General features: G+C 69.5%; 14 protein-coding genes and 1 pseudogene. 10 read left to right on the forward strand and 5 right to left on the reverse strand.

Going from position 1 to position 15773, the window contains the following annotated elements:
- Positions 1 to 248: pseudogene (locus KBZ15_RS05680) on the reverse strand (oligoketide cyclase); the annotation flags it as partial.
- Between the two features lie 158 nt (positions 249 to 406).
- On the opposite strand from KBZ15_RS05680, the gene KBZ15_RS05685 reads away from it, so the two are divergent.
- From KBZ15_RS05685 to KBZ15_RS05715, 7 genes are all read left to right on the forward strand, one after another.
- Positions 407 to 1564 (forward strand): FAD-binding oxidoreductase, encoded by a 1158-nt coding sequence (locus tag KBZ15_RS05685; protein ID WP_255014084.1) that lies wholly within the window; start codon positions 407 to 409, stop codon positions 1562 to 1564.
- A gap of 108 nt (positions 1565 to 1672) precedes the next feature.
- Complete coding sequence (zwf, locus tag KBZ15_RS05690; RefSeq protein WP_254930275.1) at positions 1673 to 3196, forward strand: glucose-6-phosphate dehydrogenase; 1524 nt, start codon at positions 1673 to 1675, stop codon at positions 3194 to 3196.
- A gap of 20 nt (positions 3197 to 3216) precedes the next feature.
- Positions 3217 to 4512, forward strand: a complete 1296-nt coding sequence (locus KBZ15_RS05695; RefSeq protein WP_255014086.1) for a glucose-6-phosphate dehydrogenase assembly protein OpcA — start codon at positions 3217 to 3219, stop codon at positions 4510 to 4512.
- Positions 4513 to 4534: 22 nt separating this feature from the next.
- Positions 4535 to 5968 (forward strand): cobyrinate a,c-diamide synthase, encoded by a 1434-nt coding sequence (locus KBZ15_RS05700; protein WP_255014088.1) that lies wholly within the window; start codon positions 4535 to 4537, stop codon positions 5966 to 5968.
- On the forward strand, positions 5869 to 6243 hold the full coding sequence (locus KBZ15_RS05705) for an acylphosphatase (protein WP_255014090.1): 375 nt from the start codon (positions 5869 to 5871) through the stop codon (positions 6241 to 6243). The genes KBZ15_RS05700 and KBZ15_RS05705 overlap by 100 nt, the downstream gene beginning before the upstream one ends.
- 5 nt (positions 6244 to 6248) lie before the next feature.
- Complete coding sequence (locus tag KBZ15_RS05710; protein ID WP_255014092.1) at positions 6249 to 6875, forward strand: histidine phosphatase family protein; 627 nt, start codon at positions 6249 to 6251, stop codon at positions 6873 to 6875.
- A complete protein-coding gene (locus KBZ15_RS05715; protein WP_255014094.1) occupies positions 6872 to 7561 on the forward strand; it encodes a GAP family protein in 690 nt (229 codons plus the stop codon). Before KBZ15_RS05710 ends, KBZ15_RS05715 begins: the two co-directional genes overlap by 4 nt.
- A 13-nt stretch (positions 7562 to 7574) precedes the next feature.
- Here the strand turns inward: KBZ15_RS05715 and KBZ15_RS05720 are convergent, their stop codons facing one another.
- The 4 genes from KBZ15_RS05720 to folD all read right to left on the reverse strand — a co-directional run bounded on the left by KBZ15_RS05720 (position 7575) and on the right by folD (position 11589).
- Positions 7575 to 9023: an AAA family ATPase gene (locus KBZ15_RS05720; RefSeq protein WP_255014095.1), complete on the reverse strand. Its 1449-nt coding sequence runs from the start codon at positions 9021 to 9023 to the stop codon at positions 7575 to 7577.
- The gene (locus KBZ15_RS05725) at positions 9016 to 9558 is read right to left on the reverse strand and encodes a divergent PAP2 family protein (RefSeq protein ID WP_255014096.1); all 543 of its coding nucleotides are present in this window, start codon (positions 9556 to 9558) and stop codon (positions 9016 to 9018) included. The genes KBZ15_RS05720 and KBZ15_RS05725 overlap by 8 nt, the downstream gene beginning before the upstream one ends.
- Complete coding sequence (crtE, locus tag KBZ15_RS05730; RefSeq protein ID WP_255014097.1) at positions 9555 to 10475, reverse strand: geranylgeranyl diphosphate synthase CrtE; 921 nt, start codon at positions 10473 to 10475, stop codon at positions 9555 to 9557. The genes KBZ15_RS05725 and crtE overlap by 4 nt, the downstream gene beginning before the upstream one ends.
- Positions 10476 to 10650: 175 nt before the next feature.
- Positions 10651 to 11589: a bifunctional methylenetetrahydrofolate dehydrogenase/methenyltetrahydrofolate cyclohydrolase FolD gene (gene folD, locus KBZ15_RS05735; protein ID WP_255014098.1), complete on the reverse strand. Its 939-nt coding sequence runs from the start codon at positions 11587 to 11589 to the stop codon at positions 10651 to 10653.
- Between the two features lie 69 nt (positions 11590 to 11658).
- Here folD and KBZ15_RS05740 point away from each other — a divergent pair, with 69 nt between their 5' ends.
- The 3 genes from KBZ15_RS05740 to KBZ15_RS05750 all read left to right on the forward strand — a co-directional run.
- On the forward strand, positions 11659 to 13716 hold the full coding sequence (locus KBZ15_RS05740; RefSeq protein WP_255014099.1) for an HDIG domain-containing metalloprotein: 2058 nt from the start codon (positions 11659 to 11661) through the stop codon (positions 13714 to 13716).
- A gap of 7 nt (positions 13717 to 13723) precedes the next feature.
- A complete protein-coding gene (locus tag KBZ15_RS05745; protein ID WP_255014100.1) occupies positions 13724 to 15235 on the forward strand; it encodes a peptide ligase PGM1-related protein in 1512 nt (503 codons plus the stop codon).
- Between the two features lie 9 nt (positions 15236 to 15244).
- A partial coding sequence (locus KBZ15_RS05750; protein ID WP_255014101.1) for a hypothetical protein occupies positions 15245 to 15773 on the forward strand: 529 nt, incomplete at its 3' end.

Raw genomic sequence — 15773 nt, forward strand, 5'->3', positions numbered from 1 at the left:
TCCAGGCCCACCACGTTGCCGCGACGCCAGAGCTGGCGGGAGGAGGCCAGGTTTGGGATGTAGTTGTTGAGGTTGCCGTAATCGGTCAGTACCGACCAGAGGCATTGGGGGTCTGGGCTCAGGCTCAGCTGCACCGCCAGCCGCCGGGCCCCCTGGGGCAGCCGCTCCATCTCCTGCTGAATCGTGTCGAGGCTGCAGAGCTGCTGGCTAGCTGGATCAGCCTGACTAGCTGGATCGGCCCCGTTCACTGCCCCTTGGGACAGGGAACCGGCGGCTGCTGACGGTACAAGGATCTGCGCCAAGGAGGCACGGTCACAGTGTGCTGGCAAACCTAGCGGTGTTCGCCACAAAATCGCAGCAGATGGGTTCCCTATGATCAGCCCGCTTTTAAGCGGGAAGGGTCTGCATGAGAGTTTCCACAGGGCGCGCCACCCAGTCCGACAGCCGCATGTTCACCGTTGTGGTGGAAGCCTTCGGCGTGGGCAAGCAGCGCCAGGCCGAACGGCGCTTCACCGTGCCGCTCGCCCAGCTGCAGGGCCTGATGCAGACGATTGCCCGCCAGGGGGGGCGGATCAGTGCCGTGCTCAGCGGCGATGCCAGCCCCCCTGAGACCTCCCCCCCAGCACCAGCTGCTCCCCAGACAACCCCTCCCACCAAACCTGCTGCCGTGTCCCACGCCGACGTTCCCGTCAACCTCTACAAGCCGAAGGCACCCTTCATGGGCACCGTCGTCGAGAACTACGGCCTGGTGGGCGAAGGCGCCATCGGTCGGGTGAACCACATCACCTTCGACCTCCAGGGCGGAGATCCCCAGCTGCACTACGTCGAAGGCCAGAGCATCGGCATCATTCCCGATGGCACCGACGCCAACGGCAAACCCAACAAGCTGCGCCTCTATTCGATCGCCAGCACCCGCCACGGCGACAACCTGGAAGGCCACACCGTTTCCCTCTGCGTACGCCAGCTGCAATACGAGAAGGACGGCGAAACCATCAACGGCGTCTGTTCCACCTTCCTGTGTGACATCGAACCCGGCGCCAAGGTGAAGATCACCGGCCCGGTGGGCAAGGAGATGCTCCTGCCCGAAGACGAGGAGGCCAACGTGATCATGCTGGCCACCGGCACGGGCATCGCGCCGATGCGCACCTACCTGCGCCGCATGTTCGAGCCGGCCGAGCGCGAGAAGAACGGCTGGACCTTCCGTGGCAAGGCCTGGCTGTTCATGGGCTCCCCCACCACCGCCAACCTGCTCTACGACGCCGACTTCGAGCACTACCAGGCCCAGTTCCCCGACAACTTCCGCTACACCAAAGCGATCAGCCGGGAGCAGCAGAACGCCAAGGGCGGCCGCATGTACATCCAAGACCGGGTCAGCGAGAACGCCGAGGAGATCTTCGCTTGGATCGAAAACCCCAAAACCCACGTCTACATGTGCGGTCTGCGGGGCATGGAGCCGGGTATCGACGAGGCCATGGGCGTGGCCGCGGCGGCCAAGGGCCTCGACTGGTCTGAGCTGCGGCCCCAGCTCAAAAAGGCCGATCGCTGGCACGTGGAAACCTACTGAGCCCTGGGCCGGTTTTTGGCCAATCCCACACAGAAACCATCACAAAGTGGGCCAAGCGCCGGGAGAGGGCCCTGGGCCGGTTAAACCATGGAGACCGGAAAGGCATCCATGGGCGCTGTGCTCACCAATCCACTGCGGGTAGGTCTTCGCCAGGAGCGGGTCATTCCCCCCCAATGCCTGGTGATCTTCGGGGCCAGCGGTGACCTCACCCACCGCAAATTGATCCCGGCCCTGTTTGAGCTCTTCCGCCAGCGGCGCCTGCCCAGTGAATTCGCTGTCCTGGGCTGCGCCCGCCGCCCCTGGAGCGACGAGGAGTTCCGCAGCCGCATGGCCGAGGCCCTGGCAAATGAGGTGGCCGAGCACCCGCTGGCCTGGGAGCAGTTTGCGGCTGGGCTCTTCTACGAACCCGTCGACCTGCAGGATCCTCCGTCGGTGGTGCGACTGGGCGAACGCCTGGCCGTGATTGACCGGCAGCGGGCCACCCGCAACAACCGCACCTTCTACCTCTCGGTTTCGCCCAACTTCTATGGCAGTGGCTGCCGCTCCCTGGCCGCCGCCGGCCTGCTGAGTGACCCGGCCCGCAGCCGGGTGGTGATCGAGAAGCCCTTCGGCCGCGACTACGGCAGCGCCCAGGAACTCAACCGGGTGGTGCAGACCAGCGCCCAGGAAAATCAGATCTTCCGGATCGACCACTACCTGGGTAAGGAGACGGTCCAGAACATCCTGGTGATGCGCTTCGCCAACACGATCTTCGAGCCGATCTGGAACCGCAACTACATCTCGAGTGTGCAAATCACTGCCGCCGAAACCGTGGGGGTTGAGGAGCGGGCCGGCTACTACGAGAGCTCGGGCGCCCTGCGAGACATGGTGCAGAACCACCTCACCCAAATGCTGGCCCTCACCACCATGGAGGCGCCGGGCCGCTTCGACCCCGAGTCGATGCGCAACGAGAAGGCCAAGGTGCTGCAGGCAGCGCGCCTAGCCAATGAGGACGAACCCTGGAAGTGCTGTGTGCGGGGCCAGTACGGGCCGGGGGGCTCAAGCAGCAAGCCGATCACCGGCTACCGCCAGGAGCCCGGGGTGAACCCCGAGAGCACCACGGAGACCTACGTGGCGATGAAGCTGTTCATCAACAACTGGCGCTGGCAGGGGGTGCCCTTCTACCTGCGCACCGGCAAACGGCTGCCCAAGCGGCTTTCCGAAGTGGTGCTCACCTTCCGGGAGGCGCCGGTGCACCTGTTTGATGCGGCCGGTGGCGCCCCCACCCCCAACCAGCTGATCCTGCGCATCCAACCCAACGAGGGGGCGGAATTCAAATTCGAGGTCAAGGCCCCCGGTTCGGGCATGCGCAGCCGGCCGGTGGACATGGCCTTCTCCTACGACGACAGCTTCGGCGAACCCAGCGACGAGGGCTATGTGCGCCTGCTGGCTGACGCCATGCTGGGCGACCCCACCCTCTACACCCGCAGTGACGAGGTGGAGGCCGCCTGGCGGCTCTACACCCCCCTGCTGGAGCTGATTGAGGACGCCCCCGCCCAGCTGCCGGTCTACCCCTACGAGGCCCGCACCTGGGGGCCTGGCGCCGCCGACAGCCTGCTGGCCGATGACGGCCTGATCTGGCGACGCCCCTGATTTTTCATCCCTGATCCGCCATGTCGACCCAGCTCACTCTCCAGGCCCCGCTTGTTCTGCCCCCCGCCGAGGTGCCCGGCTACCTGGAGCGCCTCTGGAGTGATGAGCTGGGTAGCTCCCACGGCGCCGCTACCTTCACCCTGGTGGTGTGGGAGGGCTCCTGGTTGGAGCAGCAACTGGTGCGCTGCGGCCGCCTGGATGGGCCGATCACCGGCCTGCTCAACGACACGGTGCTGGAGGCGGCCCGGGCCGCCGCGATCAGCTGCGGGCTCCCTTTGAGCACCGCGCCGATGGATCCCCAGCTGGCCTGGGCGATCGGCAACCTGGGTGGCGATCACCACGCCGCCGACCTGCGGGGCCAGTTTGTCGAGGGGGCGATCAGCGTCCACATGCCCCGGCGACTGATCACCCTGGCCCCCACCCTCGATGGCGCCAAACCCCTGGAAACCCTGGTGGCGGCCTACTGCCCCCTGCCGGAGGAGGGGGCCGGCGGCGATGCCTGTGGCGATGTGGTGGTGCTGCGGGGCGGCACCGGTGCCCTGCGCGAGAACCTCGATCTGGTGCAACCCCTGATCAGCCCCGAGCTGCCCTGCTGGGTGTGGTGGAACAGCAGCCTCGATGAGGCGCCCGAGGTGATGACGGCCCTGGCCAGCGGAAACCGCCGCCTGGTGGTGGATTCGTCGCTAGGGGATCCGCGCCGCTGCCTCGACCTGCTGGTGGCACGGGTTGGGGCGGGCCAGCCGATCAACGACCTCAACTGGATGCGGCTGCGCAGCTGGCGCGAATCCCTGGCCATGGTGTTCGACCCCCCCTCCCGGCGGGATGCCCTCAACCACGTGGTGCAGCTCGACCTGGACGTCGAGGGCGACAACCCCGTGAAGGGGCTGCTGCTGGCGGCCTGGCTGGCCGACCGCTTGGGCTGGCACCTGACCGCGACCTATGCCGTCGATGGCGATGGCTCCGGCCAGGGGATCGGCGCCGAATTTGAGCGCACCGACGGCCAGACCGTGCGTTTCCGTCAAATGCCCGTGCCGGTTGGCGTTCCCAAGACCCACCCGGGCGCCATGGTGGGCCTGCGCCTGATCTGCCAGAGCAGCCAGGGGTCGCCCCTGTGCGTGATTCTCTGTTCGGAATCGGGCGGCTGCATGCGGCTCGAATCGGGCGGCATGGCCAGCATGGAGCTGGCAGAGGAGGTGGTTCCCCTGCCGAATGAAAGCGAGGAGATGGAGATGGCCCGCCTGCTCTCCGGCGGCCACGATTCCACCAACCCCCTGCTGGCGGTAGCTGCCCCGATCGCCGCCAGACTTCTCCCCTGAGCCCGCGCTCTCCCCGCCCGCAATGGCCTGCCTGATCGCCGCGCCCAGCAGTGGCAGCGGCAAGACCCTGCTGTCGCTGTGCCTGGCGGCCTGGGCCCGGCGGCAGGGCCTCCAGCTGCAGCCCTTCAAGGTGGGGCCCGACTACCTCGACCCCCAGCTGCTCAGCCAGGTGAGTGGCCGCCTCTGCCGCAACCTCGATCCCCTGCTCTGCGGGCCGGAGTGGGTTGAGCGCAGTTTCCACTGGCATGGCAGCCGGGCCGACCTGGCCCTGGTGGAGGGGGTGATGGGCCTGTTCGATGGCCGCGGCCCCAGCAGCGAGGGCAGCTCGGCGGCGGTGGCGGCCCAGCTGGGCTTGCCGGTGGTGCTCGTGGTGGAGGCCTCCCGCCAGGCCGGATCCGTGGCGGCCCTGGTGCGGGGCTTCCGCGACCATGGCCCGCCGCCGGTGCGGCTGGCCGGCGTGGTGCTCAATCGGGTGGGCAGCGAGCGCCACCACGCCCTGCTGGCCGAAGCACTGCAGGCCATTGAGGTGCCCCTGCTGGGGGTGCTGCCCCACCACCCGAGCCTGGAGCTCCCTTCCCGCCACCTGGGGCTGCTGCCGCCCGGCGAGCTGCACGACCTTGAGCAGCGCCAGGAGCAGTGGGCCGAGCTGGCCGTCCGCCAGCTCAACCTGGAGTTGCTGCTGCCCCTGTTGGCGCCGCCTGCGGCCCAGGTCGGTGCCGGCAATCCCATCCACTGGTGCCTGCGGGACCAGCAACCGCCCCTGGAAGCCAGCGGGGGGTCAGGGCCTTTGCCGGTGGCGATCGCCAGCGATGCGGCCTTCCACTTCCGCTACCCCGAGGCCGGCGAACTGCTGCAGGCCGTCGGCCTTGAGCCGCTGGCCTGGAGCCCCCTGGCCGACGAGCCCCTCCCCGCCGGCTGCCGGGCGGTGCTGCTGCCGGGGGGCTATCCGGAGCTCCATGCCGCCCAGCTGGCGGCCAGTCGGCGCAGCCTGGCAGACCTGGCCCGCGCGGCGGCCGGGGGGGTGCCGCTGGTGGCTGAATGCGGCGGATTGTTACTGCTCGGTGAGCAGCTGGCCGATGGCGAGGGCCGGCTGCACCGGATGGCCGGCGTGTTGCCCTTCCAGGCGCGCAAGGGGGGGCTGAGCCTGGGCTATCGCCAGGCCACGGCAAGGGCGGCAGGGTTGCTGGTGCGGCCTGGGGAAACCTTTAGCGGCCATGAATTTCATCGCTGGCAGCTTGAATCTGTAGCCAGTGGCGACGGGCTGTGGCAGCTTGATGGCTGGGGGACCGCAACCCGGAGCGAAGGATGGACAGCGCCGAACGTGCACGCCAGCTGGCTGCATCTCCACTGGGCTGGATGCCCGGTGATTCCCTCACGCCTGGCAGCCGCAGCCGGGCGCGCCGTGCCGCTGCCGATGAGCGCCGTTTCATCCGCCCCCATGAGCCCAAGCCCCTGATCCAGCAGGAACGCTGGCGGCTGATCGTGCGCGGCCAGGTGCAGGGGGTGGGCTACCGGGCCGCCTGCTCTGCCCGCTGCCAGGAACTCGGCCTGAGTGGCTGGGTGCGCAACCTCCCTGACGGCTCGGTGGAACTGGAGGCAGAGGGCAACCCCCAAGACCTCACCGAGCTGCGCATCTGGTGCGAAAAGGGTCCAGCGCAAGCGGTGGTCAACAGCGTGGCCAGCGCCCAAGTGGCCGCCACCGGTGCCGACTGGTTTGAGGTGCGGACCTGAACCCCATGCTGGCTACACCGGCGCTGGAACTCTGGCTGCTGCGCCATGGGGCCACGGAATGGGCCCTGAATGGGCGCCATACCGGCCGCACCGACCTGCCCCTGCTGCCGGAGGGAGAAGCGGAAGCGCGGGCGCTGGCCCAGGTATTGGCGCGTCAGCCCTTTGCGGCCGTGCTGGTGAGTCCGCTGCAGCGGGCCCGGCGTACCGCCGAGCTGGCGGGCCTGGGGGAAGGGGCTCGCCCCTGCCCAGACCTGCATGAGTGGGATTACGGCCGCTACGAGGGCATCACCACCGCCGAGATCCGCCGCCAGGTGCCCCAATGGACCGTGTGGAGCCACGGCTGCCCAGGCGGTGAGGACAGCGCCCAGGTGGAGGAGCGCTGCCTGCGGGTGATCGCCCTGGCTGAATCCCTGGCTGGAGCCGGAGCTGGGGCTGGTGCCGGCTCTGGTGTGGTGGCCCTGGTGGCCCACGGCCATATCCTGCGCAGCCTGGCGGGCACCTGGCTGGGGTTGGGGCCCGCCGGTGGCGCCCTGTTCAATCTGAATACGGCCACGCTCAGCGTGCTCGGCCATGAGCGCGAGCGGCGCACGCTGGTGCGCTGGAATGTTCCCGTTGCGGCTGCGGCGAAATGACTGATCTGGCCAGCCTGCTGGGGGAGCTCTCGGCCTTTGGTCTGGCGATCGGTTTCTCGCCGCTGCACATCGGCCTGCTGCTGTTGCTCCTGCTCGGCCCCAGGCCCCTGCAGCGGGGCGGCTGGTTTGTGGCCGCCTGGCTGGTGACGGCCGCCCTGGTGGTGGCCCTTCTGCTCACGGTGGGTCACGGTCTGGTGCTCAGCATGGAAAAGGGCACCAGCCACCGCACCGGCCTGGATCTGCTGGCCGCCGGCGCCCTGCTGGGGCTGGGGCTCAAGGAGCTGCTCAGCAAGGAGGAGGGCGCCGGACCGCCCGGCTGGACCCGCCGGCTGGATCAGTTCAGCGCCATGCCTCTGCCCCTGCTGCTGGCCATCAGCGCCGCCCTCCAGGTGGCCAGCCCGGACGACCTGTTTCTGTTTGCCAAGACGGCCACCAGCCTGCTGGCCGCCGGCCTGGGCCGGGGAACGGAAGTGCTGGCCACCGCAGTGTTCAGCCTGGTGAGCGCCAGCCTGCTGCTGACGCCCCTGCTGGCCCTGCTGCTGGTTGGCCCCGAGCGCATCCTGCCCCTGCTGGAGCGGGGCAAGCAGTGGCTGTTCGCCAAGGGCGACCTGTTGGTGGGGCTGGTGAGTGTGGTCCTGGCGCTCTACCTGGGCTGGCAGGGGATCGAGGGCCTGCAGCTGGCCTGAGGGGCCAGCGCACTTAGCAATCTTGCCCCAACCAGTCGCGCCAGAGCTGCTGGTCGGCGCGGGAGCTGGGGGCGGCGCCCGGTGCGCTGGCCTCAAGGGTGACCGCCTTGCTGGCCCGGCTCACCGCCACATACACCAGCTGGCGGCGCAGCACCGGGTCGCTGGGCCAGAACACATCGCCGGCGACGAACACCTCGGCGAAGGTGCTGCCCTGGCTGCGGTGCACGGTCAGAACGGCGGCAGGACCGAGGGAGGCAAAGGCGTCGCGCACCAGGAAAAAACGGCGCCACAGGCTCCTGCCTTCCTGTTTGCCGGCGTCCTTGGCCTGTTGGCGCAGGCGGGCCAACACAGCCTCAAGGGCGATCCGGGCCGCCGTGCCCAATGGCGGCAGCAGCCGCAGGCTCAGCTGGCTCTCGCCGGCCTCCACCCGGGCGGTGAGGGTGTCGATCACCGGCGCATCAGTGACGCCGAAGTCGGCCAGGTCGCAGCGCTCCGGGATGACATCGCGCACCACCAGCTCCCGGTTCGAGCCCAGCAGCATGTCCGGCTCCTCGGCGGCATCTTCCCCTTCCCGGCAGGCGGGGGCCATCACCGCCGTGCGGGTGATCAGCACCTCGCCGGGCAGCACCGGCAGCTGGTCGGCCATCTCGCCGTGCAGGGCGCGGCGGGCGATCGGCACCAGCTGCTCGAGGCAGCGGTTGGTGTAGCAGAGGATCCGCGCCAGGTCGGGGTTGTCGGTTTCGGCGCTGCGGCGCAGGGCGGCCTGGGCGGCTTCCAGCCAGGCGCCCCGCTCCAGCAGGGCCACCTGGCCGGTCTCGGTGCGGATCGGCGCCAGCGCCGCTGGCCGGCGGCAGGGCAGGTCCCCCTGGCGCAGCCCGGAGGCCAGGCGCAGCACCGGCCCCTGGTGGCGCACCACCTGTTGCAGTTCGGCCCGGCAGGCCCGGCCCAGGCTGAACACCGGACTCTCGGGCTCGCCCACCGGCGGCAGCTGGGCCGGATCGCCCACGAACACCAGCCGGGTGCGGAAGGGGTGGGCGCAGCGCAGGGCAATCTCCAGCAGGCTGCTGTCAACCATCGAGGCCTCATCCACCAGCACCAGGCCCAGGTGCTCGAGGGCCATTGCGGTCTGCTCGGTTTCCTCGCAGCGCTCCAGGTCCCCCTGGCGGCGCAGCTTGAGGCGCAGCAGCCGGTGGATGGTGGAGGGATACCAGGTGGGGGAAAGGCCCGCTAGGGCCAGCTGGGAGCGCAGCACACCCACGGCCTTGTGGGTTGGGGCCACCACGGTCCAGCAGAGGCCGGTGGCCTCCACCTGGGCCAGAAACCGGGTGGATAGGAATGTTTTGCCGGTGCCGGCATAGCCGCCCAGCACGAACGGCGCCCCATCCCCGGGCCCGGCGAGCCAGGCGGCGAAGGCGGTGGCGGCGGCCTGCTGGTCGGCGGTGAGGGTGGGGGCTTCAGCCAATCGGGGCGAGCCAGCCCAGGGCCTGGGCTAGGTGCAGGGGGGATCCCGCCAGCACCAGCCCGGGCAGGGCCACCAGGGGGCCGATCAGGGAGCCGATCAGCACCTCAAGTCGGGTGTGGCCGAGATTTTCCTTGAGGGGCTTCCCGTGCTGGCGGGAATTGGCACTGTCTATATCGAGATCACCCTTAGCAATCTCACCTTTTGCAATTTCACCCATGGCATTCACCCGGGCGGCGGTGAGGCCGGCGGCACGGCGCACGCCGGAGGCGTCGTAGAGCACCACGAAACAGAGCACGGCCGCCAGGCCGAAGAGTGGCCCCCCAAAACCCTCCACCCAGCCCAGGGCCGCGGTGGTGCCGGTGAGCAGGGCCGAGTGACTTGAAGGCATGCCGCCGGTTTCCACCAGCACCCGCGGATTCCAGCGGCGATGCACCACCAGCTCGATCACCAGCTTGGAGAGCTGGGCCACCCCGCAGGCAGCCAGGCCCCACCACAGCACGCCGTTGTCAAGTATGGCCAGCAGAGGTTCACTCATCGGTCGCGACTGGTGATGAAGTCGGCCAGGGCGAGCAGGGGCGCGGCCTTGAGCGCCTGCGGCTCCCCGCTGGCAAAGGGTGCCAGGGCCGCCTTGGCCTCGGCCACAAGGGCATCGGCCCGCTGGCGGGATTCCTCCAGGCCCAGCAGCTTGGGGTAGGTGGTCTTGTCGGCGGTGAGGTCCTTGCCGGCGGTCTTGCCGAGCACCTCACTGCTGGCGGTGACATCGAGGATGTCGTCGATGATCTGGAAGGCCAGGCCGATGCCGCGGGCGTAGGTGCGCAGGGCCGCCAGCAGCGCCTCTGGGGCGCCGGCGATCAGGGCGCCGCTGAGCACGCAGGCCCGCAGCAGGGCGCCGGTTTTGTGCAGGTGGATGTATTCGAGGGTGGCGAGGTCAACGGATTGGCCCTCACACTCCAGATCCACCACCTGGCCGCCCACCAGGCCGGGGGCGCCGGAGGCCAGGGAGAGTTCGCCCACCACGGCGAGCAGCTGCTGGGGGGGCACGCCGGGGCTGCGCAGGGCCACCATCTCGAAGGCGCGGGTGAGCAGGGCATCGCCGGCCAGGATCGCCTTGGCTTCGCCGTAAACCTTGTGGTTGGTGGGCCGGCCGCGGCGCAGGTCGTCGTTGTCCATGGCGGGCAGGTCGTCATGGATCAACGACATCGTGTGCACCATCTCCAGGGCCACCGCTGTCGGCATCGCCAGCTCGCTGTCGCCGCCGGCCAGCTCACAGGCCGCCAGGCAGAGGATCGGCCGCAGCCGCTTGCCACCAGCCAGCAGCGAATAGCGCATCGCCTCCCGCAGGGTCTCGGGTCGCTCCGGCCCCAGGGAGGCAGCGAGCGCCCCTTCCACCTTCAGGCGGGCGGCCTCCAGGTAGGCGGCGAAATCAAACGTGGTTGTCACCGCCGCGGTCATGGGGGCTGGGCCTCTGGCCATTCCTGGCGGGGATTCTCTCAGGCGGGGTGGCGCAGGGTGCTTAAGAGAGGGAAACGTTGCGGCGGAGAGCTCTGGCTTCGCTGGGCACAGTGTCATTGATTTTGTACAGCTGTACAGAATCAATGACAGCAGCAGAACACCACCCCCTCGACCCTTACCCCCCTTCGACCCTTACCCCCGGATCCTGACCAGCCCAGGGACCATCCAATCCCCGGTAAGGCACCAGATCGCCCAGGCCGTGGTCGAGCCCGGCCCGGCGGCACCAGGCCACCACGGTGTTCACCAGCAGCATGGTGACGGTCATTGGGCCAACGCCGCCGGGCACGGGGCTGATGGCGCTGGCGATCGGCTCCACCTCCTCAAAGCGCACATCGCCGCAGAGGCCGCTCTCGGTGCGGTGAATGCCCACATCCACCACCACCGCACCAGGCTTGACGTGCTCGGCGCCGATCATGCGCGGCCGGCCGGCGGCCACCACCAGCACGTCGGCCTGGCGGGTGAGGGCGGCCAGATCGGTGGTGCGGGAATGGGCCACCGTGACGGTGGCGTCGGCGGCCTGCAGCATTAGCGCCATGGGCTGGCCCACCAGGATGCTGCGGCCCACCACCACGGCCCGCAGTCCGGCCAGCGCCACGCCGTGGCGGGCTAGCAGGGCCATCACCCCGGCGGGGGTGCAGCTGCGGGGCCCGGGTTCCCCTTTGAGCAGGTGGCCCAGGTTGAGGGTGTGGAGGCCGTCGGCATCCTTGGCCGGATCGATTGCCATCAGCAGGGGCCCCTCCGCCAGCCCGGCCGGCAGGGGCAGCTGCAGCAAGATGCCATCACAGCAGGGATCGGCATTGAGGCGGCGCACGGCGGCGAGCACCTCCTCGGCGCCGGTGCCGGCGGCCAGATGGGCGCCGAGGCTGGTGATGCCCACCCGGGCGCAGGCCTTTTCCTTGTTGGCGACGTAGACGCCGCTGGCGGGGTCATCACCCACCCGCAACACGGCCAGCCCCGGGGGGCGACCCAGCTGGGTGCCATGCCTGGCAATCACCGCCTGTAGCCGGGCTTCGATCTCGCCGGCCAGACGGCGGCCATCCAGAAGGGTGGCCATAGGAAAAAGAATTCAACCTGCTCCCCAGCTTGCAATCCCGGCTGCGAATGGGCCGGCTAGCGTTTGGAAATGGTGTTGAGGCGGCTGCGATCCCTCTGGCGTCAGCTGCTGCGACTGGAGCGCCCGCGCCAGTCACCGGCAATCTGGCGCGCTCGAGACACGGTCTCGGTGCTGTTGGTGTGCGCCCTGGTGGCCCTGGTGGCGAGCTGGCCCTGGCTGGTGGAGCCCAGCCTGCGGCCCGGAATGGCGGCCCCGTTCACCCTGCGGGCCCCCAACGCCGCCCGGGTGCTCGACAGTGATGCCCTCGAGCAGCGCCGTCAGGCGCTGGTGCCCCGCACCACCGTGCAGGTGGTGGATGGGCAGACCAACCGACTGCTGAGCCAGAAGTTGGAGCAGGGTCTCAAGGCGGTGGAGCAGCAGGCCAACGCCAACCAACCACGCCTCGAACCGGTGCAGATCACCGCCCAGGAGCGCAGCTGGCTGCAGGGTCTGGGCAGCGCCGAGCTCACGGCCTGGGCCCGGGAGGTGCGCCAGGCCCAGCTGCGCATGCTCAGTCAGGGGCTGGCTCCCGGCTTGGCCGAAGGGCACTTGCTGCAGGCCGCCAGCCTGCAACTGGATTCGCTGGCGCCGATCCCGAGGGGGCTGGGCGCCAGGCTGCTGGCCGCTTCGCTGCAGGGCCACTCCAACCTGCGCAGTGACCAGGGCTTGAGCCAGCGGCGCATCGAGGCCCTGATCACCCAGCAGAGCATCCCCACGATCGTGGTGCAGCAGGGCGATCTGGTGATCCGCCAGGGGGAGCCCATCAGTCCCCAGGCCTTGGATGTGCTCGATTATTTCGGTCTGGTCAACCGACGGCCCCGGCCCCTCGCCTGGCTGGGCCACTTCCTTGAGGCCCTGGCCGTGGTTGGGGTGATGGTGCTGGTGCTGCGGCGCTGGCGGGCCTGTCTGGAGCCGCGGCAGGCCCTGCTGGCCCTGGGGGCCATGTTGGTGATGCAGGGCTTCACCCTTTGGTTGGGCCCCCTGGCCAGCCCCATGGTGCTGCTGGTGCCGCCGGTATTGCTGCTGGCCCAGGGCCTGGGCACGGCCTGCGGCCTGGCCTGGCTGGCGGCGGCCAGCCTGCTCTGGCCCCTACCGATCACGGGCCTGGTAGCCCTGCGGCTGCTGGTGGCCGTTGGCGTGGGCAGCGCGGCAGCGGTGACGGCCGGCCGGCAGCGCAACCGGGCCGAACTGCTGCAGCTGGCCGTGCTGCTGCCGGGTGCGGGCTTGGGAGTCCAGTATCTGCTGCTGCAGAGCCGCAGCCCGGCGGTGCAGGTAGACCTGCTCAGCGAGGCCCTGCTGCTGGGCGGGCTGTTGATGGCGGGACTGCTGCTGGCCCCACTGGTGGAGACCTTCTTCGGGCTTGTGACCCGGGCGCGGCTGATGGAACTGGCCGACCTGCAGCGGCCGCTGCTGCGGCGGCTCTCGGTTGAGGCGCCAGGCACCTTCGAACACACCCTGATGATCGCCGGCCTGGCTGAGGAGGGGGCCCGGGCGATTCAGGCCGATATCGACCTGGTGCGCACCGGGGCCCTCTACCACGACGTGGGCAAGCTGCATGGCCCCCAGTGGTTCATCGAAAACCAAGGGGAAGGCAGCAACCCCCACGACGCCCTCGATGACCCCGCCGCCAGCGCCCTGATCCTCCAGGCCCATGTGGATGAGGGGCTGAAGCTGGCCCGTCGCTATCGGCTGCCCCGGCCCCTGGCCGACTTCATCCCCGAGCACCAGGGCACTTTGAAGATGGGCTACTTCCTCCACCAGGCGCGTCAGCGGGATCCCAGTACCCCCGAGCAGCGGTTTCGCTATCTGGGCCCCACGCCCCGCAGTCGGGAAACGGCAATCCTGATGCTCGCCGATGGCTGTGAAGCTGCCCTGCGCTCCCTGCCTCCCGGCACCAACGAAGCGGAGGCCCGCCAGATGGTGCGTCGCATCGTGCAGGCGCGCCAGGCAGAAAACCAGCTGGTGCAGAGCGGGATCAGCCGGGCCGAACTAGAACTGCTGATCCGTGCCTTCGTGCGGGTGTGGAGGCGGATGCGCCACCGTCGCATCCCCTACCCGATCCCGGCCCGCAAGGCCTACAGCGCCTGATCCCGCCATGACCCTGCTCAGCTTCCGCGAGCTCCAGCGCCAGCTGAAGCCCGAATGGGGCCGCACCACCCAGGCCCAGGGGCCTGATGTGGATGTGCTGATGGTGCCATCGCTGTCGATGGACCAGCGCCAGATCGACCTGGTGACCGGGGCCCACCACTACGAGGAGCGGCAGTTATTCGCCCTGATGCGACTGCGGGATCCGGGGGTGCGCATGGTTTACACCTCCAGCAAGCCCCTGGGGGAGCTGGTGGTGGATACGGTGCTGGAGTTGCTGCCGGGCCTGCCCACCTCCCATGCTCGGCGGCGCCTGCACCTGCTCGATACCGACGACGCCTCCAGCCGGCCCCTCACCGCCAAGCTGCTGGAGCGGCCTGCCCTGCTGGCCCGCATTGCCGAGCTGCTGCGGCCAGGGCGCAGCTTCATCAACTGCTTTGTGGTGAGCGATCTGGAGCGGCAGTTGTCGGAGCGGCTGCAGGTGCCCCTGCTGGGCACCGACCCGGCCCTGGGCTACTGGGGCAGCAAGGCCGGCAGCCGGGAGCTGTTTGCCCGCTGCGGCGTACCCCATCCCCCCGGCTCGGCCCTCACCCACAGCCTCGACGACCTGACGGAGGCCACCGCCGACCTCTGGGAGGCCCATCCCCAGCTGGGCAAGTGCGTCGTGAAGCTCAATGAAGGCTTCGGCGGCGAGGGCAACGCGGCCCTGGCCCTGGCCCCGCTCCAGCTGGCTGAGCTCGGTGCCGCCGGGCGGCGCCAGCGGCTGCGCCAGGCCCTTGAGCAGCTGCCGATGCCCTCCCCCAGCTGGCGTGAACAGCTGGGCCAGCAGGGGGCTCTGGTGGAGGCCTGGCTGGAGGGGGGCGAGGAGCTCAGCTCCCCCAGCGTGCAGGGCACGATCCATCCTGGCCAGCCTGGCCATCCCGGCACGGTGGAGATGCTCTCAAGCCATGAGCAGGTGCTCGGTGGCGCCAGTGGCCAGACCTACCAAGGCTGCACTTTTCCTGCGGCCGCTCCCTACCGGCAGGCCTTGATGCGCCACGGCCAGGCTGTGGGCGAGGCGCTGGCGGCGGAGGGGGCGCTGGAGCGCTACGCGGTGGATTTCATCGCCCGGCGTTTCGGCGACCGCTGGGACCTGCAGGCGATCGAGGTAAACCTGCGCCAGGGGGGCACCACCCACCCCTATCTCGCCCTCAGCGCAATCAGCGGCGGCTGCCTGGATCAGGCCAGCGGAAGTTACCACACCCCCAGCGGCCCTCAACTGCATTACCGGGCCACCGATAACCTCACGGCGCCGGAGCTCCGCGGCCTGCTGCCGGTGGATCTGGTCGACATCGTCACCGAGGCCGGCCTGCACTTCGATCCAGCTAAGTTGCGAGGCAGCGTCTTTCACCTGTTGGGCTGCCTTTCCGAATACGGCAAGCTCGGCATGACCTGCATCGGCCGCAGTGCCCCAGAGGCCGCGGCGGTATACGCCGCCACCGAAGCCGAACTGCTCCGGGCCGCCCAGGTTCTCGGAAGGTAGGCTCCATCCATGGACCAGAGAGCTGGAACGGGCCGGATGCGGGCCCCCTTACTGGCACCCTTGTTGGCCCCCTTGCTGGCACTACTACTGGTGTCTTGCGATGGCGCCAAGCGGCAGCAGCAGCAGGCTACCGAGCTCCGCCAAAGGCAACTAAGTGCCCTGTTGAGTCGCTGCCGCAGCCAGCAGGCGACGGTGCGGCAGCAGGTTGAGAGCCTGGCCAGCAGCAACGCCCGGCTCAGCCGGCTCAGCCTGCAGACCTACATCCCGCTGCAGCGGCCCCTGGCTCCCGATCCGGAGCTGCTGGCGCGCTTCACCCGGGAAGATCAGGAGCTGGAGCTGGAGCGCCATGGCCAGGCCCTGGAGCGCTGGCGTCAGGCCGATCGGGCCGGGAAACGCCGCTGGCAGGGGCAGCAGCAGGCCCGCCGGGGGGCGCTCACCGCCGGGCGAGAGCAGGCCCTAGCCGAGCTCAGCCGGCTGGGTGTGGCTCCCACAGCGGATGCCCGGAGCGCTTGGAGCAGCTGTGACCAGGCCCAACTGG

It is taken from the genome of Cyanobium sp. BA20m-p-22, assembly GCF_024346275.1.
Classification (GTDB): Bacteria; Cyanobacteriota; Cyanobacteriia; order PCC-6307; family Cyanobiaceae; genus Cyanobium_A.

Excerpts from the sequence above, each read along its gene's own strand:
- KBZ15_RS05685 (WP_255014084.1), top strand. The coding sequence starts at position 407 with ATGAGAGTTTCCACAGGGCGCGCCACCCAGTCCGACAGCCGCATGTTC.
- zwf (WP_254930275.1), top strand. The coding sequence starts at position 1,673 with ATGGGCGCTGTGCTCACCAATCCACTGCGGGTAGGTCTTCGCCAGGAG.
- KBZ15_RS05695 (WP_255014086.1), top strand. The coding sequence starts at position 3,217 with ATGTCGACCCAGCTCACTCTCCAGGCCCCGCTTGTTCTGCCCCCCGCC.
- KBZ15_RS05700 (WP_255014088.1), top strand. The coding sequence starts at position 4,535 with ATGGCCTGCCTGATCGCCGCGCCCAGCAGTGGCAGCGGCAAGACCCTG.
- KBZ15_RS05705 (WP_255014090.1), top strand. The coding sequence starts at position 5,869 with ATGCCCGGTGATTCCCTCACGCCTGGCAGCCGCAGCCGGGCGCGCCGT.
- KBZ15_RS05710 (WP_255014092.1), top strand. The coding sequence starts at position 6,249 with ATGCTGGCTACACCGGCGCTGGAACTCTGGCTGCTGCGCCATGGGGCC.
- KBZ15_RS05715 (WP_255014094.1), top strand. The coding sequence starts at position 6,872 with ATGACTGATCTGGCCAGCCTGCTGGGGGAGCTCTCGGCCTTTGGTCTG.
- KBZ15_RS05725 (WP_255014096.1), bottom strand. The coding sequence starts at position 9,558 with ATGAGTGAACCTCTGCTGGCCATACTTGACAACGGCGTGCTGTGGTGG.
- crtE (WP_255014097.1), bottom strand. The coding sequence starts at position 10,475 with ATGACCGCGGCGGTGACAACCACGTTTGATTTCGCCGCCTACCTGGAG.
- folD (WP_255014098.1), bottom strand. The coding sequence starts at position 11,589 with ATGGCCACCCTTCTGGATGGCCGCCGTCTGGCCGGCGAGATCGAAGCC.
- KBZ15_RS05740 (WP_255014099.1), top strand. The coding sequence starts at position 11,659 with ATGGTGTTGAGGCGGCTGCGATCCCTCTGGCGTCAGCTGCTGCGACTG.
- KBZ15_RS05745 (WP_255014100.1), top strand. The coding sequence starts at position 13,724 with ATGACCCTGCTCAGCTTCCGCGAGCTCCAGCGCCAGCTGAAGCCCGAA.